Source organism: Nocardioides marmoribigeumensis, from assembly GCF_031458325.1.
Classification (GTDB): Bacteria; Actinomycetota; Actinomycetes; order Propionibacteriales; family Nocardioidaceae; genus Marmoricola_A; species Marmoricola_A marmoribigeumensis.
Genome location: NZ_JAVDYG010000001.1, coordinates 3,704,184 through 3,724,686, shown reverse-complemented (window position 1 = coordinate 3,724,686; position 20,503 = coordinate 3,704,184). Strand labels below are relative to the sequence as shown.

The 20,503-nt window shown below is 73.3% G+C and carries 16 protein-coding genes; 2 read left to right on the top strand and 14 right to left on the bottom strand.

Going from position 1 to position 20,503, the window contains the following annotated elements; translation table 11 throughout:
- Positions 1 to 8: 8 nt before the first annotated feature.
- From J2S63_RS17645 to J2S63_RS17605, 9 genes are all read right to left on the bottom strand, one after another.
- Positions 9 to 479: a MaoC family dehydratase gene (locus J2S63_RS17645; RefSeq protein WP_310304942.1), complete on the bottom strand. Its 471-nt coding sequence runs from the start codon at positions 477 to 479 to the stop codon at positions 9 to 11.
- Between the two features lie 87 nt (positions 480 to 566).
- Positions 567 to 1,850, bottom strand: coding sequence for a thymidine phosphorylase (locus J2S63_RS17640; RefSeq protein ID WP_310304940.1), 1,284 nt, complete (start codon positions 1,848 to 1,850; stop codon positions 567 to 569).
- A gap of 16 nt (positions 1,851 to 1,866) precedes the next feature.
- A complete protein-coding gene (locus J2S63_RS17635) occupies positions 1,867 to 3,018 on the bottom strand; it encodes a cytochrome P450 (protein ID WP_310304937.1) in 1,152 nt (383 codons plus the stop codon).
- The gene (locus tag J2S63_RS17630; protein WP_310304935.1) at positions 2,996 to 3,424 is read right to left on the bottom strand and encodes a cytidine deaminase; all 429 of its coding nucleotides are present in this window, start codon (positions 3,422 to 3,424) and stop codon (positions 2,996 to 2,998) included. The genes J2S63_RS17635 and J2S63_RS17630 overlap by 23 nt, the downstream gene beginning before the upstream one ends.
- 50 nt (positions 3,425 to 3,474) lie before the next feature.
- The gene (locus J2S63_RS17625; RefSeq protein WP_310304933.1) at positions 3,475 to 4,758 is read right to left on the bottom strand and encodes an ABC transporter permease; all 1,284 of its coding nucleotides are present in this window, start codon (positions 4,756 to 4,758) and stop codon (positions 3,475 to 3,477) included.
- On the bottom strand, positions 4,755 to 5,846 hold the full coding sequence (locus J2S63_RS17620) for an ABC transporter permease (protein WP_310304930.1): 1,092 nt from the start codon (positions 5,844 to 5,846) through the stop codon (positions 4,755 to 4,757). The genes J2S63_RS17625 and J2S63_RS17620 overlap by 4 nt, the downstream gene beginning before the upstream one ends.
- The gene (locus J2S63_RS17615; protein ID WP_310304926.1) at positions 5,846 to 7,423 is read right to left on the bottom strand and encodes an ABC transporter ATP-binding protein; all 1,578 of its coding nucleotides are present in this window, start codon (positions 7,421 to 7,423) and stop codon (positions 5,846 to 5,848) included. Before J2S63_RS17615 ends, J2S63_RS17620 begins: the two co-directional genes overlap by 1 nt.
- 92 nt (positions 7,424 to 7,515) lie before the next feature.
- Complete coding sequence (locus tag J2S63_RS17610) at positions 7,516 to 8,598, bottom strand: BMP family lipoprotein (RefSeq protein ID WP_310304923.1); 1,083 nt, start codon at positions 8,596 to 8,598, stop codon at positions 7,516 to 7,518.
- A 119-nt stretch (positions 8,599 to 8,717) separates the two neighbouring features.
- The gene (locus J2S63_RS17605; RefSeq protein ID WP_310306736.1) at positions 8,718 to 9,920 is read right to left on the bottom strand and encodes an amidohydrolase; all 1,203 of its coding nucleotides are present in this window, start codon (positions 9,918 to 9,920) and stop codon (positions 8,718 to 8,720) included.
- Between the two features lie 80 nt (positions 9,921 to 10,000).
- Here J2S63_RS17605 and J2S63_RS17600 point away from each other — a divergent pair, with 80 nt between their 5' ends.
- Positions 10,001 to 12,169, top strand: a complete 2,169-nt coding sequence (locus J2S63_RS17600; protein ID WP_310304920.1) for an acyltransferase family protein — start codon at positions 10,001 to 10,003, stop codon at positions 12,167 to 12,169.
- A 3-nt stretch (positions 12,170 to 12,172) separates the two neighbouring features.
- Here J2S63_RS17600 and meaB read toward each other — a convergent pair whose 3' ends face one another.
- Genes meaB through J2S63_RS17585 form a run of 3 tightly spaced genes read right to left on the bottom strand, consistent with a single transcriptional unit; the run spans position 12,173 to position 17,255 of the window.
- Positions 12,173 to 13,165 (bottom strand): methylmalonyl Co-A mutase-associated GTPase MeaB, encoded by a 993-nt coding sequence (meaB, locus tag J2S63_RS17595; protein WP_310304918.1) that lies wholly within the window; start codon positions 13,163 to 13,165, stop codon positions 12,173 to 12,175.
- A gap of 14 nt (positions 13,166 to 13,179) precedes the next feature.
- Positions 13,180 to 15,414, bottom strand: coding sequence for a methylmalonyl-CoA mutase (gene scpA, locus J2S63_RS17590; RefSeq protein ID WP_374725121.1), 2,235 nt, complete (start codon positions 15,412 to 15,414; stop codon positions 13,180 to 13,182).
- Entirely contained in the window at positions 15,411 to 17,255 is a 1,845-nt protein-coding gene (locus tag J2S63_RS17585) for a methylmalonyl-CoA mutase family protein (protein ID WP_310304916.1), read from the bottom strand. The genes scpA and J2S63_RS17585 overlap by 4 nt, the downstream gene beginning before the upstream one ends.
- Positions 17,256 to 17,437: 182 nt before the next feature.
- Between J2S63_RS17585 and J2S63_RS17580 the strand changes: the two genes are divergently transcribed.
- Entirely contained in the window at positions 17,438 to 18,121 is a 684-nt protein-coding gene (locus J2S63_RS17580; RefSeq protein WP_310304913.1) for a glycosyltransferase, read from the top strand.
- A 73-nt stretch (positions 18,122 to 18,194) separates the two neighbouring features.
- Here J2S63_RS17580 and J2S63_RS17575 read toward each other — a convergent pair whose 3' ends face one another.
- Both J2S63_RS17575 and J2S63_RS17570 read right to left on the bottom strand, forming a co-directional pair.
- Positions 18,195 to 20,222: a penicillin acylase family protein gene (locus J2S63_RS17575; RefSeq protein ID WP_310304910.1), complete on the bottom strand. Its 2,028-nt coding sequence runs from the start codon at positions 20,220 to 20,222 to the stop codon at positions 18,195 to 18,197.
- The gene (locus J2S63_RS17570) at positions 20,219 to 20,467 is read right to left on the bottom strand and encodes an SCO4848 family membrane protein (protein WP_310304908.1); all 249 of its coding nucleotides are present in this window, start codon (positions 20,465 to 20,467) and stop codon (positions 20,219 to 20,221) included. The genes J2S63_RS17575 and J2S63_RS17570 overlap by 4 nt, the downstream gene beginning before the upstream one ends.
- Between the last annotated feature and the right edge of the window lie 36 nt (positions 20,468 to 20,503).

The following is a 20,503-nucleotide window of genomic DNA, read 5'->3' as shown; positions in this document are numbered from 1 at the left end:
TGGTGACGTCAGGCGTCAGGCCTCTCTTCGTCGAGCACGACCACGACCGACTGGGCGACCATCGCCGGCTTGTCCTGGCCCTCCGCCTCGACCACGTAGTCGAGGACCAGCCGCTTGCCGATCGACAGGTCCTCCACGGAGGAGACCGTCACCGAGCCCCGGATCTTGGAGTCGACCAGGACCGGGGCGGGGAACCGCACCTTGTTGACGCCGTAGTTGAGCTTGGCCCCGCGGTGCTCGATGACGAACAGCTTCGAGGCGATCATCGGCAGCAGCGAGAGGGTCAGGTAGCCGTGGGCGATCGTCCCGCCGAACTGGCTCTCCGCCGCCCGCTCCCGGTCGACGTGGATCCACTGGTGGTCGTCCGTGGCGTCGGCGAAGGCGTTGACCCGCCGCTGGGAGATCGGGATCCAGCCGGTGGGGCCGATCGTCTCGCCGACCGAGGCGGCGACTTCGTCGAGGTCCTTGAACACGCGCATCTGCCGGCCTCCTGGGGTACGACGTCCGATGACCCCGAACCTACCGCTGGTCGAGGCGCGAGGGGGAGGTCCGAGCCTCGGGACCGGTCAGCCGATGCGGTCGAGGACCAGGGGGACCCCGTCCGGGGCGGTGTCCCCCCGGTCCCAGCCACCCTCGAGGGACTCCAGCGCCCGGGCGAAGCGGTCCTCCTCGTCGGTGTGCAGCGTCAGCACCGGGGCACCCGCCGCGACCCGGTCGCCCGGTCGGGCGTGGATCTCGACCCCGGCCCCGGCCTGGACGGGCTCGCCCTGGGCGGCGCGACCCGCCCCGAGCCGCCAGGCGGCCATCCCGACCGCCATGGCGTCGAGCCGGGTCACGACCCCCTCGGACGGCGCGGTGACGACGTGGGTGTGGCGGGCGGTCGGCAGGTCGGCGTCCGGGTCGCCGCCCTGCGCGGAGACCATCGCCCGCCAGGCGTCCATCGCCGAGCCGTCGGCGAGCCGGTCGGCCGGGTCGACGTCGTCCCTGCCGGCGCCGGCGAGCATCTCACGGGCCAGGGCGAGGGTCAGCTCGACCACGTCCCCGGGTCCGCCCCCGGCCAGCACCTCCACCGACTCGCGCACCTCGAGCGCGTTGCCCGCCGTACGCCCCAGGGGGGTGCTCATGTCGGTGAGCAGCGCGACGGTGTGCACACCCGCGTCGGTGCCGAGCGCGACCATCGTCTCGGCCAGCTGGCGGGCGTGGTCGAGGTCCTTCATGAAGGCCCCGGTGCCGACCTTGACGTCGAGGACCAGCGACCCGGTGCCCTCGGCGATCTTCTTGCTCATGATCGAGGAGGCGATGAGCGGGATCGCCTCGACGGTGCCGGTCACGTCCCGCAGGGCGTAGAGCTTCTTGTCCGCCGGGGCCAGGCCCGACCCGGCCGCGCAGATCACCGCGCCGACGTCCTCGAGCTGGGCGAGCATCTCCTGCTTGGACAGCGCCGCCCGCCAGCCGGGGATCGCCTCGAGCTTGTCGAGCGTGCCGCCGGTGTGGCCGAGCCCGCGGCCCGAGAGCTGGGGCACCGCGACCCCGCAGGCCGCGACCAGCGGCGCGAGCGGCAAGGTGATCTTGTCCCCGACGCCGCCGGTCGAGTGCTTGTCGGCGGTCGGGCGCGAGAGCGCGGAGAAGTCCATCCGCTCCCCCGACGCGATCATCGCCGCGGTCCACCGGGCGATCTCGCCGCGGTCCATCCCGTTGAGCAGGATCGCCATGGCGAGGGCCGACATCTGCTCGTCCGCCACGACACCACGGGTGTAGGCGTCCACGACCCAGTCGACCTGGCTGTCGGTGAGCCTCCTCCCGTCGCGCTTGGCGATGATCACCTCGACGGCGTCGTGCGCCTCGGCCACTGTGCCTCTCCTCGTCTCACTCGGCGGCCACCGGCACGGACCGGTGGCCTCTCAGCACGAAGGTGCCCCGCGACTCGGGTCGCCCCGTCAGGGCGAGTCTCGGGAACCGCTCCCACAGCCGCGACATCGACTCGGCCAGCTCCATGCGCGCCAGCGGTGCGCCGAGGCAGAAGTGCACGCCGACCCCGAACGCGACGTGCGGGTTGGGGTCGCGGTCGACGACGAAGGAGTCCGCGCGCTCGAAGACCCGCTCGTCGCGGTTGGCCGACCCGAGGAGGACCGAGACCTTCTCCCCCGGCCGGACCACCACGCCGCCCACCTCGACCGGCGCCGTCGCCGTGCGCTCGAAGAGCTGGAGGGCCGAGTCGAAGCGCAGGCACTCCTCGACGGTCAGCGCGACGTCCTCGCCCGGCACCAGGCCGCGACGCAGCATCGCCGTCGCGCCGTTGCCGAAGACGTTGACCGACGCCTCGTGCCCGGCGTTGAGCAGCAGCACCACGGAGGCGACCACCTCGTCGTCGGTGAGCTCCGAGCGCGCCAGGTCGGAGACCAGGTCGTCGCGCGGTGCGGCCCGTCGCTCGGCGACCAGCTCGCGGGCGTACGCCGCGAAGTCGGCCGAGGCGCGGACCGCCGCGTCCACCACGTCCGGGCCGGTCCCCGGCTCGTACATCCGCACGATCGCCTGCGACCACGCGCGCAGCGACCCGACCATGGAGGCCGGCACGCCGAGCAGCTCGCAGATCACCAGCACCGGCAGGGGCTCGGCGAAGTCGCGCACCAGGTCGAACGCGGTCGGGTCCAGCGCGTCGAGCAGCTCGTCGGCGAGCGACCGCACCCGCGGTCGCAGCCGCTCGACGTGACCGCGGTTGAACGCCGCGGCGACGGGGCGGCGCAGGCGGGTGTGCCGCGGCGGCTCGTTCTCCATCATCTGGTTGCGGTGCAGGAGGTTGAACGGCTCCAGCTCGGCAGCGGGCTCGCGGTCGCGCCAGAGCCGGCCGAGGTCACGGTTGCGCTGGACGGCCGAGACCGCGGCGTGCGAGAACGCCAGCCATCCCCCGCTCGCCTCGTGCCAGGCCACCTCGTGCCGGGACCGCTCCTCCGCGAGCGCGGGGTAGGGGTCGGCGACGACGGCCGGGTCGTGCAGGTCAAGCGTCGACGTCGGGCGCACGCACCTGCTCCAAGGAGTCGGGTCCGAAGGCGTCGGGGAGCACCTCGCTCATCGGCCGGACCCCGCTCACCGTCATCAGCACGAGGTCGCGACCGCCGTGCTCGAACAGCAGCTGGCGGCAGCGGCCGCACGGCATGATCACCTCGCCCTCCTTGTTGACGCACACGAAGTGCGTCAGCCGCCCGCCGCCGCCGGCGTGCAGGGCGGAGACGAGCCCGCACTCGGCGCACAGCCCGACGCCGTAGGAGGCGTTCTCCACGTTGCAGCCGACCACCACGCGCCCGTCGTCGACGAGCGCGGCGGCACCCACCTGGTAGTCGGAGTACGGCGCGTAGGCGCGTGCGCACGCGGCGACGGCCTCGGCGCGGAGCGCGTCCCAGTCGACGCCGACCTCGGGAGCCGTCATCCTGCCCACCTCATCGTGCCCACCTGATCCTGCCCACTCATCCTGCCCACTCATCCTGCAGAGCCCTTGCGGTAGACCTGTCCGTCGGCCGCCGGCATCCGCAACGACTGGGAGGCGAAGGCGAGCACGAGCAGGGTGGCGACGTAGGGGGCCATCGTCGTGAACTGCCGCGGCACCACGTCGATGGAGAAGTAGAGCGCGATCACGGCCGCCCCCATCACGGCGCTGGCGACGGCCGAGCCACGCACGCCCCGGCGCAGCTGGACGACGGCGAGCACCAGCAGGACGACACCGGCCGCGAGCAGGAGCGCGTGCAGCGAGGTGCCGCCCGAGCGCAGCTGGACGCCGTTGGTGTAGCCGAAGAGGCCCGAGCCCAGCAGCAGGCCACCGGGCCGCCAGTTGCCGAAGATCATCGCGGCGAGGCCGATGTAGCCGCGGCCTCCGGTCTGGTTCTGCTGGAACCCCGACTGGGCGACCATCGCGAGGAACACGCCACCGAGACCGGCCAGCGCCCCGGAGATCGTGACCGCGACGATCTTGTAGCGGTAGACGTCGACGCCCAGCGACTCCGCGGCCGCCGGCGACTCGCCGCAGGACCGCAGGCGCAGGCCGAACGGCGTGCGCCACAGCACCCACCCCGACCCGACGACGAGCACCAGCGCGAGGATCGTGAGGACCGACAGGTTGAGGGTCAGCGCCCCCACCGCGGAGGCCAGGTCGGAGATCACGAACCAGTGCTTGTCCTCCACCGTCTTGGCCGGGTCGGCGATCACGGTGAGGTCGATCTCCCACGGCTTGGGCAGCGTGGGTGACTGCGTCGGGCCACCGCCGGGCAGGTCGGTGAAGAGCAGCTCGGCGAGGAAGCCGGCCAGGCCCAGCGTGATGATGTTGATCGCGACGCCGGAGACGATGTGGTCGACCCCGAAGATCACCGTGGCGACCGCGTGCACGAGACCGGCGACCGCTCCCAGGAGCATGCCGCCGAGCACGCCGGCGATCCAGCCGTAGTGGTAGCCGAAGTAGCCCGCCCCCAGCGTGCCCATGATCATCATGCCCTCGAGGCCGATGTTGACCACGCCCGCGCGCTCGGACCACAGACCACCGAGCCCCGCCAGCGCGATGGGGACGGCGGCCAGGATCGCCGCACGCAGGGTCCCCGACGACGACACGTCGTCGGCGTTGCCGATGATGCGTGCCGCCGAGACGAGCACCAGGGCGCCGACGGTGTAGATCCACCAGCGGTAGCGGAAGAACGCCGAGCGCTCCCTGCCGTGCCGCGAGGCGTGGGGAGCAGCGGTGGTGCTGACGCCCGCCCCCGGAGTGCTGGTGCTCATGCCCTCGCCCCCTCGACCTCGGTGTGGACGTCGACCTTCTCGGCGACCGCCGCCTGCTCGGAGCGGACGCGGTAGCGGCGCACGAGCTCGTAGGCGATGACCACCGCCAGCACGATCACGCCCTGGGTGACCGCGACGATCTCCGGGGAGATGCCGGCCAGGATGTTGAGCAGGTTGCCCTTCTCCCGCAGGAAGGCGAAGACCAGCGCGCCCGCCGCGATCCCCGCGGGGTTGTTGCGACCGAGCAGCGCCACCGCGATGCCGGCGAAGCCGAGGCCGGCCTGCGTGGACTGGCCGTAGTTGTGCACCGAGCCGAACATCGCCGGCAGCGAGATCAGGCCGGCGACGGCACCTGACATCAGCATCGTGTAGACGATCATCCGCTTGACGTTGACGCCGCTGGCCACCGCCGCTGTCTCCGACATGCCGGTCGCGCGCAGCTCGAAGCCGAAACGGGTCCGGCTGAGCAGCAGCCAGTAGACGACCCCGACGAGCACCGCCAGGGCGGTCAGGCCGTAGACCCCGCCGTCGGCGCCCAGCAGCGGGATCGTGCCGACCCACGACTCCTGGGGGATGTTCTCGGTGTGCAGGTCGACGCCCGTGCGCACGCCGACCTTGTTGATCAGGTAGCCGATCATCGCGCCCGCGATCGCGTTGAGCATGATCGTCGAGATCACCTCGCTCACGCCGCGGGAGACGCGCAGCCAGCCGGCGATGCCCGCCCACAGCGCGCCGACGACCATCGCCGCGACGATCGCCAGGGCGGTGTTGGCGTAGCCCGGCAGCCAGGCGGCGCCGGCGACCCAGCCGGCGGCGAGGCCGGCGATGCGGTACTGACCCTCGACGCCGATGTTGAACAGGTTCATCCGGAAGCCGATCGCCGCGGCCACGCCGGAGAGGTAGAGGATGCCGGCGTAGTTGACGATGTTGACCAGGTTGCGCTTCTCGGGCCACGAGGTGAGCGTCGACCAGAACGACGCCACGTCGTCCCCGCTGATCATCAGCACGACCGTCGCCACGATGCCCGAGACCACGAAGGCGAGCACGGGTGCGGCGAGCGCCAGCACCAGGCGCTTGGGGAGGTCCATCACTCGGCTCCTGCTCCCGTGTCGGTCGTCTCGCCGGTGCCCTCGTCGGCCCCGGTCATCGCGGACCCGAGCTGCTGCGGGGTGACCGTCTGCGGGTCGAAGGTGCCGACCAGGCGCCCGCGCAGGATCACCTGGATCGTGTCGGACAGGCCGATCAGCTCGTCGAGGTCGGCGGAGACCAGGAGCACGGCCAGCCCCTCGCGACGGGCGCGGCGGATGTGGTCCCAGATCTGCGCCTGGGCGCCGACGTCGACGCCGCGGGTCGGGTGGGAGGCGATCAGCACCACGGGCGTGCTGCTCATCTCCCGGCCGACGATGAACTTCTGCTGGTTGCCGCCCGAGAGCGCCCGTGCGGTGGTGTCGATGCCGGGCGTGCGGACGTCGTACTCCGCGACGATGCGCTCGGAGTCCTCACGTGCGCCGCGACGGTCGAGGAACGGCCCGGAGACGTTGGGCTCGCGCGTCTGGTGGCCGAGGATGCGGTTCTCCCACAGGGGCGCGTCGAGCAGCAGCCCGTGGCGGTGGCGGTCCTCGGGGATGTAGCCGATGCCGGACTCCCGGCGCCGCAGCGTGTGCCACGCGGTGATGTCGTCCTCGCCGAGGCGGATGGACCCACCCGCGGGCCGGTGCATGCCGACGATCGCCTCGACCAGCTCGGTCTGGCCGTTGCCCTCGACCCCCGCGATGCCGAGCACCTCGCCGGCGTGGATGGTCAGGCTCACGTCGTGGAGGACCTCGCGGCCGGCGTCGTCGCGCACGGTCAGGTGGCGTACGTCGAGGCGCACCTGGTCGGTGACCGTCGACTCCTCGGTGCTCGGCGAGGGCAGCTCGGCACCCACCATGAGCTCGGCCAGCTGGCGGGCGGTGACGTCGGCGGGCTCGACCGTGGCGACCGTCGTGCCCCGGCGGATCACGGTGATCTCGTCGGCGACGGAGAGCACCTCGTCGAGCTTGTGGGAGATGAAGATCAGGGTGTGCCCCTGCGCCTTGAGCTCGCGCAGGTTGGCGAAGAGGGCCTCGACCTCCTGCGGCACGAGGACCGCGGTCGGCTCGTCGAGGATGATGATCTCGGCGCCGCGGTAGAGCACCTTGAGGATCTCGACCCGCTGCCGCTCCCCCACACCCAGGTCCTCGACCAGCTCGTCGGGGTCGAGCCCGAAGCCGTAGCGGTCGGAGATCTCCTGGATGCGGTCGCGCGCCCTGCCCCCGATGCCGTGCAGCTTCTCGGCGCCGAGGACGACGTTCTCCAGGACGGTGAGGTTGTCGGCCAGCATGAAGTGCTGGAAGACCATGCCGATGCCCGCGGCGATCGCGTCGGTCGGCGACCCGAGGACGAGGTCCTTGCCGTTGACCGTGATCGTCCCCTCGTCGGGCTTCTGCACGCCGTAGAGGATCTTCATCAGGGTCGACTTGCCGGCGCCGTTCTCCCCCACGAGCGCGTGGATCGTGCCCGCACGCACGGTGAAGTCGACGTCGTGGTTGGCGACCACGCCCGGGAAGCGCTTGCCGATGCCGCTCACGCGGACGGCGTCGCCCGGCGACGCCGGTGCCCGCTCGGGCAGGTCGGTGGTGGTCATGTCCCTCCTGACACTCTGCTGACAACGGCCGAGCCCGGGGCCACGCTATCGCGCGACCCCGGGCTCGGAGCGGAGCCGTGAGCCCCGGGCTATCAGCCCTTGGGCGCCGTCGGGACCTTGATCTCGCCGCTCTTGATCTTCTCGGCGTAGCCGTCGATCTGGTCGGCGATGTCGTCGACGAAGCCGCCGGACTTGGAGTAGCCCACGCCGCCCAGCTTGAGGTCGTAGGTCTTGTTGCCGCCCTTGAAGCTGTCGTCCTTGACCTCGCTGATCACGTCGAACACCGCGGTGTCCACGCGCTTGAGCATCGAGGTCAGGATGTGCGGCTTCTGGTCGGCGGCCGCGGTGAGGTACTGGTCGGAGTCGACACCGATCGCCCAGTAGCCGTCGCCCTTCTCGGCGACCGCCTGGAACAGGCCGAGTCCCGACTTGCCGGCCGCGTGGTAGACGACGTCGGCGCCGCCGTCGAAGAGGCCCTCGGCAGCGGTCTTGCCGCCGGCGGGGTTCTCGAAGCCGGTCGCGTTGTCGTTGGGGTCCTCGGTGAGGTACTTGACGTCGACCTTGATCTTCGGGTCGACGGCGTGCACACCTGCGGTGTAGCCGGCCTCGAACTTCTTGATCAGGTCACCGTGGGTGCCGCCGAGGAAGCCGACGTGCTTCTTCTGGGACTTCAGCGCCGCGGCGACGCCGACGAGGAAGGAGCCCTGCTCCTCCGCGAAGGTCAGGTCGACGAGGTTCTTGGACTCCTTGACGAACTGGCTGTAGCCGTCGATCACCGCGAAGTCGGTGTCGGGGTAGTCCGGCGCCACCGCGGCCGCGGCCTCGGAGTAGGCGAAGCCGACGCCGATGACCGGGTTGAAGCCGGCCTCGGCGAGGGTGCGCAGACGCTCGGCGCGCGCGGCGTTGTCGTCGTCCGCGGCGGCCTTGACCTCCTTGCAGGAGGCGTCGAGCTCCTTGAGGGCCTTCTCCATGCCGGCCCAGGCGGCGTCGTTGAACGACTGGTCGCCACGGCCGCCGATGTCGTAGGCCAGGCCCACCTTGGGGCCCTTGCCGCCGGAGCACGGGTCGCCCTTGCCGGACGCCCCGGTGTCCTTGCTGCCACATGCGGTCAAGCCACCGCCGAGGAGCAGCGCGGCGGCCGCGATCGCGGCCGATGTCTTCTTGAGTCGACGCACTTGTCGATCCCTCCTGTGCACGATTGCCCCGGGGCCAGATCACACCCAGCGGAGTCGTGGCCGAGGCTAGTGCCGGGCGCGGCGCGCCCGAAGCCCGCACCGGTGCGGGAGGGAAACCGTTACCGCTTCGTTGTCCACTCGAGCGCGGTGAGGGCCGCGTGGCCCAGGACCTTGGCGCCGACGGCGGTGGACCGCTCGTCGATGCGCAGGTCACCCTGGTGCAGGTCGTACGTCGGCCCGCCGGGGGTGCGGGTGCCGAGGCGGCCCATCGCACCGGGCACCTTCTCGAGGTACCACCCGAAGTCCTCGCCGCCGAGGCTCTGGGTCGTCGAGACGACGCCCGCCTCGCCGAGGGTCAGCTCCACCGCGTCGGCCAGCAGCGCCGTGGACCGCGGCTGGTTGACCACCGGCGGCACGCCTCGGGTGTAGTCGACCTCGGCCGTCACCCCGAAGGGCGCCACGACCTGGTGGACCAGGGTGGTGACCAGCTCCTCCGCGCCGGCCCACGCGACCGGGTCGAGCATGCGCACCGTGCCGGCCGCCTCGCCGTACGACGGGATGACGTTCTGCGCCGCGCCGGCGCGGACCACGCCCCACACCATGCTCACGCCCGAGCGGGGGTCGAGGCGGCGGCTGAGGGCCGCCGGGATCTCGGTGATCATCGTGCCGAGCGCGTAGGTGAGGTCCTGGGTCAGGTGGGGCCGGCTGGTGTGGCCGCCACGACCCGTCAGCCGCACGCGCACGGAGTCGGCCGCCCCCGTGATCGCACCGACCCGCAGGCCCACCTGGCCCACGTCGAGCGAAGGGTCGCAGTGCAGGCCGAAGGCGTGCTCCACCTCGGCCAGCCCCCCGGCGGCGATCACCTCGAGGGCCCCGCCGGGCATGACCTCCTCGGCGGGCTGGAACAGCAGCCGCACGCGGCCCGGCACCTCGTGGGACTCCAGGACCTGCTGCAGGGCCAGCCCCGCACCGAGCAGGGCGGTGGTGTGCACGTCGTGGCCGCAGGCGTGGGCGACCCCGTCCACGGTGCTGGCCCAGGGGTCGGGCGTGGTGTCGTCGACCGGGAGCGCGTCGAGGTCGGCCCGCAGCGCGACCACGGGCCCCTCGCTGCCGAGCTCGGCGATGAGCCCCGACCGGGACAGGCGCTGCACCTTGATGCCCTCGGCGACCAGGCGCTCGGCGACCAGCTCGGTGGTGCGGCTCTCGGTCCAGGCGAGCTCGGGGTGGGCGTGCAGGTCGCGCCGCAGCTCCCGCAGGTCGGGCTCGAGGCGGTCGACCTCCGCCGCGAGGGCGGTGTCGGCGGGCGTGCGCGTGATGGACATGTCGGGCACCACGTTATCCGCCCTGCCCCACGTCCGTGGCGATCCGGGTCGGGCCGACCGGCCGGTGCTAGATTCCGCGCGTGGCTGCCCCGGCGACGTCCGCCGCGCCGACCCCGGCGCGCGAGACCGGTGCCCGGACCCCCAGGCTGCGCCGACGCCTCGACGTCCAGGGCCTGCGCGCGGTCGCGGTCCTCGTGGTCGTGGTCAACCACCTGAGGCCGGGCGCGCTGCCCGGCGGCTACGTCGGCGTCGACGTCTTCTTCGTCATCTCGGGCTACCTCATCACCTCGCTGCTGCTGCGGGAGGCCGAGGGCAGCGGACGGGTCTCCCTGCGCCGGTTCTACGCCCGGCGCGCCCGGCGGATCCTCCCGGCGGCGACGCTGGTGCTGGTCACCACGGCGGTCGCCTCGCTGCTCGTCCTCCCCCTGACCCGGGCGGCGAAGGTGCTGACGGACGGGGTGTGGGCGACCTTCTTCGCCGCCAACCTGCGCGAGGCGACGGTCGGCACCGACTACTTCGCGCAGGGCGAGCCGGCCTCGCCGCTGCGGCACTACTGGTCGCTGGCGGTGGAGGAGCAGTTCTACCTCGCCTGGCCCCTGCTGCTCCTGCTCTGCCTGGCGTGGGTGCGCTCCGCGCCGCACCGGGGCGGACGGACGCTGCACGGTGCCGCCACCCGGCTGCTGGTGCCGCTGCTCGTGGTCTCGCTCGCGTGGTCGGCCTGGACCACGCACGCCTCACCGGTGACGGCCTACTTCTCGACCCCGGCCCGGGCGTGGGAGCTGGGCGTCGGTGCCCTGGTCGCGCTGTGGCCCGCGGGGCGGTGGAGGTCCCGGCCGGTGCGTCAGGTGGCCGCCGCCGCCGGCCTGGTCGCGGTCGCCGCCGCCGCGCTGCTGCTCGACGGCTCCACGCCGTTCCCGGGGGTCGTCGCCGCGCTGCCCGTGCTCGGCACCGCCGCGCTGCTCCTGCCCGACGGGGACGGCGGCCGTCCCACGGCGGTCGGCCGGCTCCTCTCCGTGCGCCCGCTCACGACCGTCGGCGACTGGTCCTACTCCCTCTACCTCTGGCACTGGCCGCTGCTGGTGCTCGGCCGGGCGGCCGCGCCCTCCCGGCTCGAGAGCATGCCCGGCCAGCTGCTCCTGGTGACGGTCGCGCTGCTGCTCTCCTGGGCGACGTACAGGTGGGTCGAGACGCCCTTCCTCCACGGCCGGACGTGGCGCCCGACCGGCCGGGCGCTGCTGGTCTACCCGGTGAGCGTCGTCGTCTCCCTCGCCGTCCTCCTCGGCGGCCAGCGCGTGATCGACCGGGAGCTGGACTCCTGGCCGAACGGCCCGGCCGTCACCGTGGCGGACTACCCGCCGCGCCACGCCGGCACGGACCCGCTGGTCGCCCTCGTCCGGGCGTCGGTCCTGGCCGCTCGCGACCACCACGAGGTGCCCCGCGGCCTCCAGCCCGACCTGCGCGAGGTCGTGGGCTCGGTCGCCTCCCTCGGCAGGTGCGACTACCGCCGCACCGGGACCCGCGCGCTGTGCCCGACCGGGGACGTCTCGGCTGCCCGCACGATCGTCGTGCTCGGCGACTCCCGTGCCCGCGCCCTGGCCCCGGCCGTCGAGACGATCGGCCGCCGGCACGGCTACCGGGTCCTCCTCCTGGTCTACAGCGGGTGCATGGCGACGGCCCTGGTGCAGGTCGACCGCCACACCGGACGGCCGGACGAGGGGTGCGAGGACTTCCAGGACTGGGCGCTGGAGCAGGTCGACGACCTCTCCCCCGACGTGCTCGTGGTCGCCACCCACGCCACGCCCGTCGTGGACCCGGCCACGGGCGAGACGGTGTCCCGAGGCGGCGACCTCGAGCGCTACCTCGAGGTCCTGCGGGCGGGCTGGCGCACGCTCTTCGAGCGGCTCGTCCCGCACGCCGGTCGGACCTACGTCGTGGGCAACACCCCGAGGCTGCGCCAGGCGAGCTCCACCTGCCTGACCGACGGCCACCCCGACCTGGGCGACTGCCTGTTCACCCCGCGCGCCGACGCGCAGCGCGAGGCCGAGGCCTCGTTCGAGGCGGCGGAGGCGGCCGGCGCGCGCAGCATCGACGCGGCGAGGTGGTTCTGCTTCGACGGGGTCTGCCCCTCGGTGGTCGGTGACCTGGTCACGATGCGCGACCTGCAGCACATGACCGTCGACTACAGCCGGCGGCTGGCCGAGCCGCTCGCCGCCGAGCTCGACCTGCAGGAGCGCCCGGGCGGCTCGTGACGATCAGGCCTGCGTGGGTCGGCCGTCGAAGGCCTCGAGGAGCCGGTCGGCGGCGGCCGTGGCGGGGAGGGCGCCGCTGAGGACCTCGGCCCGGATCGCCTCGCGCACGGCGGCCACGCCAGGCGAGCGGCGCAGGCGCTGCTCGAGCTCGTCGCGGACCAGCGCCCAGGTGAAGTCGAGCTGCTGCTGCGCCCGCTTGGCCGCCACCCCCTGCTCCCCCAGGGACTCGCGGTGGGCGACCACCTTGGCCCAGACCTCGGGGACCCCGTGACCGGTGAGGCCGGAGCAGGTGAGGACGGGCGGGACCCAGCGGCCCTTGGCGCCGCGGTGGACGAAGCGCAGCGCACCCGCCAGCTCCTTGGCCGCGGCCTCGGTCTCGTGCTCGCGACCGTCGGCCTTGTTGACCGCGATCACGTCGGCGATCTCGAGGATGCCCTTCTTGATCCCCTGCAGCTGGTCCCCGGTGCGGGCGAGGGTGAGGAAGAGGAACGAGTCGACCATGCCGGCGACGGTCACCTCGGACTGGCCGACCCCGACCGTCTCGACCAGCACCACGTCGTACCCCGCGGCCTCGAGGACGGTCATCGACTGCGCGGTGGCGCGGGCGACGCCGCCGAGGGTGCCGGCGGTCGGCGAGGGCCGGATGTAGGCGCGCGGGTCGGTGGCCAGGCGCGGCATCCGGGTCTTGTCGCCCAGCACGGACCCGCCCGTGCGCACCGACGACGGGTCGACGGCCAGCACCCCGACCCGCAGGTCCTGGCTGGTGAGGTGCGTGCCGAGCGACTCGATGAACGTCGACTTCCCGACCCCGGGCACGCCGGAGATGCCGACCCGGGGCACGACCGGCGCGTCCTCCGACGCCAGCGCGGTGACCAGCTCACGGGCCAGGGCTCGGTGGTCGGGACGCGAGGACTCGACCAGCGTGATCGACCGTGCGACGGCTGCGCGCTTGCCCTCACGGACCCCCGCGACGAGGGCGTCGACGTCGACCGGCACGTGACCAGCCCGGCTCAGGCCGCGTGCCCGAGCTTCTCGGACAGCTTCTCCAGCAGCCCGAGCGCGGCGTCGGCGATGACCGTGCCGGGCGGGAAGACCGCGGCGGCGCCCATCTCGAGCAGCGTGGGCACGTCGTCGGGCGGGATCACCCCGCCGACCACGATGAGCGTGTCCTCGGCCCCGAGGTCCGCCAGCGCCTGCTTGAGGGCGGGCACGAGCGTGAGGTGGCCGGCCGCGAGCGAGTTGACCCCGACGATGTGCACGTCGGCGTCGACCGCCTGCTGGGCGACCTCCTCGGGGGTCGAGAACAGCGGGCCCACGTCGACGTCGAAGCCGAGGTCGGCGAAGGCGGAGACGACGACCTTCTGGCCGCGGTCATGGCCGTCCTGCCCCATCTTGGCCACGAGGATGCGGGGGCGACGGCCCTCCTCCTCCTCGAACTTGTCGGTCGCGGCGAGGACCTTCTCCACCGACGTGTTGGACTCACCGGCCTCGGACCTGTACACACCCGAGATCGTACGGATGACGGCCTGGTGCCGCCCGTAGACCTTCTCCATCGCCTCGGAGATCTCGCCGACCGTCGCCTTGACCCGCGCCGCGTCGACCGCGAGCGCCAGCAGGTTGCCGTCGAGCGACCCCTTGGCCGCGCCCCGCTCCGCGCTGTTGGTGATCGCCTCCAGTGCCCGGCGTACATCGTCGTCGTCGCGCTCGGCGCGCAGCCGCTCGAGCTTGGCGATCTGCGACTTGTAGACCGCCGCGTTGTCGACGCGGAGCACGTCGAGGGCGTCCTCGCTCGGCAGGCGATAGGTGTTGACGCCGATGACCTTCTGCGCACCCGAGTCGATGCGTGCCTGTGTGCGGGCGGCCGCCTCCTCGATGCGCATCTTGGGGATGCCCTCCTCGATCGCCTTGGCCATGCCGCCGGCCTCCTCGGCCTCGCGGATGTGGCCCCAGGCGCGCTCGGCGAGGTCCTGCGTGAGCCGCTCGACGTAGTAGGAGCCCGCCCACGGGTCGATCGTGCCGGTGGTGCCGGATTCTTGTTGCAGCAACAATTGGGTGTTGCGGGCGATGCGGGCCGAGAAGTCGGTCGGCAGCGCGATGGCCTCGTCGAGGGCATTGGTGTGCAGCGACTGGGTGTGGCCCTGCGTCGCGGCCATCGCCTCGATGCAGGTGCGCTGCACGTTGTTGAACACGTCCTGCGCGGTGAGCGACCAGCCCGAGGTCTGGCTGTGCGTGCGCAGCGACAGCGACTTGGGGTTCTGCGGGTCGAAGTCGCTGACCAGCCGCGCCCACAGCGCGCGGGCCGCGCGCATCTTGGCGACCTCCATGAAGAAGTTCATGCCGATCGCCCAGAAGAAGCTCAGGCGGGGCGCGAACTTGTCGATCTCCAGGCCCGCGTCGAGGCCGGCCCGGATGTACTCCACGCCGTCGGCCAGCGTGTAGGCGAGCTCGAGGTCGGCGGTCGCCCCGGCCTCCTGCATGTGGTAGCCGGAGATCGAGATGGAGTTGAAGCGGGGCATCTTGGCCGCGGTGTAGGCGAAGATGTCGCTGATGATCCGCATGCTCGGCTGCGGGGGGTAGATGTAGGTGTTGCGGACCATGAACTCCTTGAGGATGTCGTTCTGGATGGTCCCCGCGAGCTGCTCCGGCTTCACCCCCTGCTCCTCGGCCGCGACGATGTAGAGCGCCATGACCGGCAGCACCGCGCCGTTCATCGTCATCGACACCGACATCTGGTCCAGCGGGATGCCGTCGAAGAGCGTGCGCGCGTCGTAGATCGAGTCGATCGCCACGCCCGCCATGCCCACGTCGCCGCGCACGCGCGGGTGGTCGGAGTCGTAGCCGCGGTGCGTGGCCAGGTCGAAGGCGACCGAGAGCCCCTTCTGGCCGGCCTTGAGGTTGCGGCGGTAGAAGGCGTTGGACTCCTCGGCGGTCGAGAAGCCGGCGTACTGCCGGACCGTCCACGGCTGGGTGGTGTACATCGTCGGGTAGGGGCCGCGCAGGAACGGCGTCAGGCCCGGGTAGGTGTCCAGCGCGTCGAGACCGTCGAGGTCGGCGGCGGTGTAGAGGCTCTTGACCCCGATGCCCTCCGGCGAGGCCCAGACGCCGTCCTCGACGGTGCCCGCGTCGGTGGACGGCGCCGCGCCCTCGGTCGCGCTGGTCCTGGGCGCGCCGCCGGACGTCGCGCCGTCGCCCAGGTCCAGCTCCGCGAAGCTCTCCGGAACCCCGTTGCCAGTGGTGGCAGTCACTTGCCCAGCTCCTCTCGCACGCGGGTCAGGAACGCCAAGGCGTCCACGCCCGTCGCGCAGCTGTCGTCGACGGAGTCGACCGTGCTCTCGCCGGGCTTCCCGGCGAGGATGACGTACGTCGCGCCGGCCTCGCGCAGGGCGCTGACCGCCGCTGCCCCCCACTCCGCGTAGGCCTGGTCGGTGCCGGCCAGGCACACCACGGAGGTGCCCGCCTCCGAGAACGCGGCGACCAGGTCGTCCGGTCCCTCGGTGGCCCCGGCCACGACCGTGTCGATGCCACCGGCGGCGAGCAGGTTGGCGGCGAAGGTCGCGCGGGCGGTGTGCTGGGCGATCGGGCCCAGCGTGGCCAGGAGGACCGGCGTGCCGACAGGCGCGTCGCGCATCTCCTCGAACGGCTGGCCGTAGCGGCGGACCGGGACGGCCGCAGCGGGCCACGGCTTCCGCGCGGGCAGCTCCTCGGCCAGGTTGGGGAACTCGCTGACCCCGGTCACCGGACGGCGACGGGTCGCGACCTGCCGGTCGCGGGCGGTCACGGCCTGCTCCTGCACGCGGACCAGCAGGCCGTCGTCGGCGTCGAGGGAGGCCAGGACACCGCCCTCGCCCTCGATCTGCTGCAGCTGGGCCCAGCCGGCGTGGGCGAGGTCGTCGGTGAGCCGCTCCACGGCGTAGGAGCCACCGGCGGGGTCGGTGACCCGCGCGACGTGGGACTCGGAGATCAGCAGGGAGGAGGTGTTGCGTGCGTTGCGGCGGGCGAGCGTGTCGGGCAGGCCGATCGCGCTGTCGAAGGGCAGCACCGTCACCGAGGTCGCGCCGCCGACTCCCGCCGCGAAGGCGGCCACCGTGGTGCGGAGCATGTTGACCCAGGGGTCGTACTTGCTCATCATCGGCCGGCTCGTGACCACGTGCTGCACCTGGCCGGCGGCGTCCGCGACGCCCGACAGCTCGAGCACCCGCTGCCACAGGCGGCGCGCGGCGCGCAGCTTGGCGATCGTCGGGAACTGCTCGTCGGTGGCGGCGTAGCGGAACTCCACCAGGCTCGCCGCGGTCGCGACGTCGAGGCCGGAGGCGGTCAGCGCCCGGAGGTACCCCGCCCCGGCGGCCAGGCTGTAGCCGAGCTCCTGGGCGTCGGTCGCGCCGAGGTCGTGCACCGCGGTGGCATCGACGGTCAGGGCGTAGGTGCCGCGCTCGCGGGCGATCTCCGCGAGCGCCCGGACGGTCTCCTCGAGGTCGCCCGGCGCCGGCGCGGCGGGGTTGGCGCGGTGGCGCACGGCGACGCCGAGCGGGTCGCCGCCGAGGCTGGTGCCGGGAGCGGCGTCCTTGCCCTTCTCGTCCAGCAGGTCGGCGTAGGCGCGGGCGGCCGCGACCGGGTCGTCGGGTGCGTCGAGCACGACGGGCGCGAGGTCGAGCAGCACGTCCTCGAGCACCACGGGCAGGTCGGCCACCGCGATGCCGGCCTCGCCCAGCTGGAGCCACAGGCTGGTGACGCCGTTCTCCAGGTCGGTGAGGACGTCCCGCGCGCTCTGCTCGGCGTCGGGGTCGGCGTAGTGCGCCCGCACGTCCCAGCCCTCGTCGGCCCGGCCCGCCACCGAGCCGCGCGTGTACGGCGCGAGGCCGGGCTCACCCGGCTCCGGCACGTCGGCGACCAGCAGCGGCGTGCCGAGCGGGGTGATCTCGATGCCGTCGAGCGTCGTGCGGGTCAGCTTGGACCAGACGAGGGCGTCGGAGTCCTCCGCCTTCATCCGGCCGGTCTTGCGCAGCACGTCGGCGGCGGCCTTCTCCCACTCCTCGCGGGTGTGGGGCTCGCCTCCGGCGAGGAGGGACAGGTGCTCCTGCGGGGACATGCTCCGCAGCCTAGGGACCCCTCCTGCCCGGGGCCACCGTTCGAGACACGTTCCGCCGCCGGTGTGACGAATGCAGCACGGTGATCGAGCAACGAGCGAAGCGAGTGATCAGTCGAGATCACGCCGCACACCCTCTGCCCACAGGTCACCGTCCGTTCATCCGCGCCCGCCACGGTCGGGTCATGCGGATCGTGATCGTCAGCGAGACCTTCTGGCCGCGGACCAGCAGCACCTCGATGAGCGTCCGGCAGGTGCTGGACGGGCTCGTCGACACCTCCGCACGCGCCGGCCACGAGCCGGTGCTGGTGACCCCGGGAGGGGGCGCGAGCGACTACCGCGGCGTCCCGGTGGTGCGGACACGCTCCGTGCCCACCCGGACGTTCCCCGTCGGGCTGCCGGACCCGCAGGTCGAGCAGGTGCTCGCGCGGGTGCGGCCCGACGCGGTCCACCTCGCCTCGCCCTGGCTCCTCGGGGCGAGCGCCCTGCGTGCGGCGCGTGCGCGCGGCATCCCCGTCGTCGCCGAGCTGCGCTGGCGCGGCACGCCGGGGTGCCGCCGTCCGCTGGCCGCCGGTCTCCCGCTGGACCGCTGGTGGCGCCGGATCCACCGCGACGTCCACCTGACGCCGGTCCCCACCAGCAGGCCGCACGGGAGGCGCGCACCCTCGGCGCCCCCACGGTCCGCACGTGGCGGCACGGCGCCGACCTCGACCTGTTCGGCGCGGACTACCGCAACCCCGACCTGCACGCCCGCTGGACCCGGCACGGCGTACACCCGGGTCGCGCAGCGGCCCTGGTCGGTGGCCGTGGAGGAGCTGGTCATGACCTGGGCCGAGGTCGCGTCGGCCCGCCTGCCGCTCGCCGGCTGACGCGTACTCCGGCGTACGAGCTGCTGTTGTCCCATGTGTCCAACGCGTACGTCGGGGTACGCCGGGCGGGGGCTCAGGGCCCGGCGACGGGCAACAAGGTGGCGTCCAGCCAGGCCTGCTGCTGGTCGTCGAAGTGGGGGTGGGCCGGGTCGCCGTGCGCCCCGCGCGGCACGACCCAGCCGCTGAGGTGCGGGCCACCGAGGTCCCAGGCGTAGCGCGCGACCGAGCCCCGTGAGGCCGTGGACGTGCCGGGGACCTGCCCCGCGCAGCGCACGCAGTCGTTGTCCCCGGGCAGCGGCGGCGCGCCCACGCCCGGCTCCCCCACGAGCGTGAAGGGCTGGTAGACGTGACGGCTCCCCCAGGTCGTCCTCGGCTGCGCGGCGACCTCGGCGAGGGCGGCGCGCAGGTGGACCTCGCGGTCGGGGACGACCGTGGCGCCCCGCTCGGACAGGAGGTTGGCGAGGCTGAGGTAGAGCTGCGTCGGCACGTCGAACCACGAGGCGAGGTAGGCCGGGTGGGTCGGGGCCGGGAGGCGGTCGAACGGCGGCGACGCGGCCAGCCGGGCGACGAAGGCGTCGCGCACCGCGACGAAGGCCGCCGCGGTCTCGCTCGCCGCGTCGAACCGCTGGTCCCACGCCAGGAGCTCCTCGTGCAGGGCGCGCGCGTCGTCCGGGACCTCGGTCAGCCGTCCCAGCGCCTCGAGCAGGGCGACCGGCTGCCCGGCGAGGACGTCGCCGTGCACCTCCGCGCAGGTGTCCACGTCCACGTCGGTCGCGCCGTCGAGCAGGGCGTCGATCCGGTCGGCGCGTGCGGGGGTCGCGAACTCGACGCCCACGACGTCGAAGCCCGGCATGCGGTGGTTGGCGGTCACCACGTGCTCGTCGGCCGCGACGTCGCGGCCGGGGAGGTCGGCCCACCCCTGCCAGGCGCTCGACCCGTCCCAGGCGGGGACCGGGCGCCAGCGGTTCTCCTCCTGTCGCAGCGGCACACGGCCGACGACCTGCTGACGGATCGCCCCCGCGGTGTCGGCGACGAGCAGGTTGTTGACCGGCTCGACCCAGCCCTCGAGGGCGCTCAGCACGTCGGCGACGCTGCGGGACCGCAGCAGCGGCACGACCGTGCCGAGTCCGAGGTCGCCCAGCACGTCGGCCGGCCAGCGCAGGGAGTACGCCGTGCCGGGCTCGTCGCCGAGCAGCACCACCGGGCCCCGCCGGGTGCGCAGCACCTCGACCTCGACGGGCGCGATGCTCCCGTCGACCTCGATCGTCTCGAGGTGCCGCTCGACGGGCTCCCACCCGTCGGGACCGAGCGCCCGGACCTGGTCGTCGTCCTGCTCGAACCGCTCGACGTAGAGGTCCTGGTAGTCGCCCATCGCGTTGGTGATGCCCCAGGCCACCTCGCCGGCGTGGGCGAAGTGCTGCACGCCGGGCACGCCGGGGAACGTGAACCCGGCGACGTCGACACCCTCGGCGGGGCAGGTCAGCCGCACCTGGGCATAGGGGTTGGGCGCCTCGAACGTGCGGTGCGGGTCGCCGCCGATGACGGGTCTGCCGCTGCGCGTGCGGTCACCGCCGACCACCCACGAGTTGCTGCCGGGGACCCAGATCCCCTCGTCGTGGAACACCGCCCCCTGCTCGGGCGTGAGGTGACGGCGCAGGTGCTCGCGCCAGAGCTTGGTCGGGAAGCTGCCGAACAGCAGGTGGTGCGCGGCGAACACGGCCATCGGGGTCCACGGCTCCCACCGCTCCGGCACCACGCCGAGCCGCTCGAGCTCGGGGGCACGGGCGCCGGGCAGCGCGGCGTTCACCCCCTCGGCGTACGCCGCGAAGAAGGCCTGCGTCTCGGCGTCGGCGGCGTCGTGGGACCGACGGGCCAGGCTCGCCAGGCCGGCCCGCCGGGCCAGGACGTCCCCGGCGAGCTGGCCCTCGCCCAGCACCTCGGCGAGCCGCCCCTCCGCCTTGCGCCGCACGAGCTCCAGCTGCCAGGCGCGGTCCTCGACCGCCGCCGTCCCCTGGAGCCGCGCGAGGTCGTCCAGGTCGTCAGCGACGACGTGGGGCACGCCCCACCGGTCGCGCACGACGCCGCGGGCCGGTGCGCTCATGCACGCCCCTGCCGGGCGCCGGCCTCCCGACCGGCGCGGTGCGCCTGCCAGCCCAGCCGCGCCAGCACGACGGCGATCACGAGGTTGACCACGATGAGCACGGTGTGGGCGACCCAGTAGCCGGTCGGCCGGTCCTCGCCGGCCTGGTGCGCGGACCAGAGGTTCTTGGCGAAGTTGGCGTAGGAGAAGACGTTCCACGCGGCGATGGCCCAGAGCAGGAGGACGTGGCGGCGGGTCAGGGTCACGCCCCCATTGAACAAGGTCGCCCCCGACGGACGGGC

What these genes read in the sequence shown, in the direction of transcription:
- J2S63_RS17645 (WP_310304942.1), bottom strand. Translation starts at nt 479, where the DNA reads ATGCGCGTGTTCAAGGACCTCGACGAAGTCGCCGCCTCGGTCGGCGAG.
- J2S63_RS17630 (WP_310304935.1), bottom strand. Translation starts at nt 3,424, where the DNA reads ATGACGGCTCCCGAGGTCGGCGTCGACTGGGACGCGCTCCGCGCCGAG.
- J2S63_RS17625 (WP_310304933.1), bottom strand. Translation starts at nt 4,758, where the DNA reads ATGAGCACCAGCACTCCGGGGGCGGGCGTCAGCACCACCGCTGCTCCC.
- J2S63_RS17620 (WP_310304930.1), bottom strand. Translation starts at nt 5,846, where the DNA reads ATGGACCTCCCCAAGCGCCTGGTGCTGGCGCTCGCCGCACCCGTGCTC.
- J2S63_RS17615 (WP_310304926.1), bottom strand. Translation starts at nt 7,423, where the DNA reads ATGACCACCACCGACCTGCCCGAGCGGGCACCGGCGTCGCCGGGCGAC.
- J2S63_RS17605 (WP_310306736.1), bottom strand. Translation starts at nt 9,920, where the DNA reads ATGTCCATCACGCGCACGCCCGCCGACACCGCCCTCGCGGCGGAGGTC.
- J2S63_RS17585 (WP_310304916.1), bottom strand. Translation starts at nt 17,255, where the DNA reads ATGTCCCCGCAGGAGCACCTGTCCCTCCTCGCCGGAGGCGAGCCCCAC.
- J2S63_RS17580 (WP_310304913.1), top strand. Translation starts at nt 17,438, where the DNA reads ATGCGGATCGTGATCGTCAGCGAGACCTTCTGGCCGCGGACCAGCAGC.
- J2S63_RS17575 (WP_310304910.1), bottom strand. Translation starts at nt 20,222, where the DNA reads ATGAGCGCACCGGCCCGCGGCGTCGTGCGCGACCGGTGGGGCGTGCCC.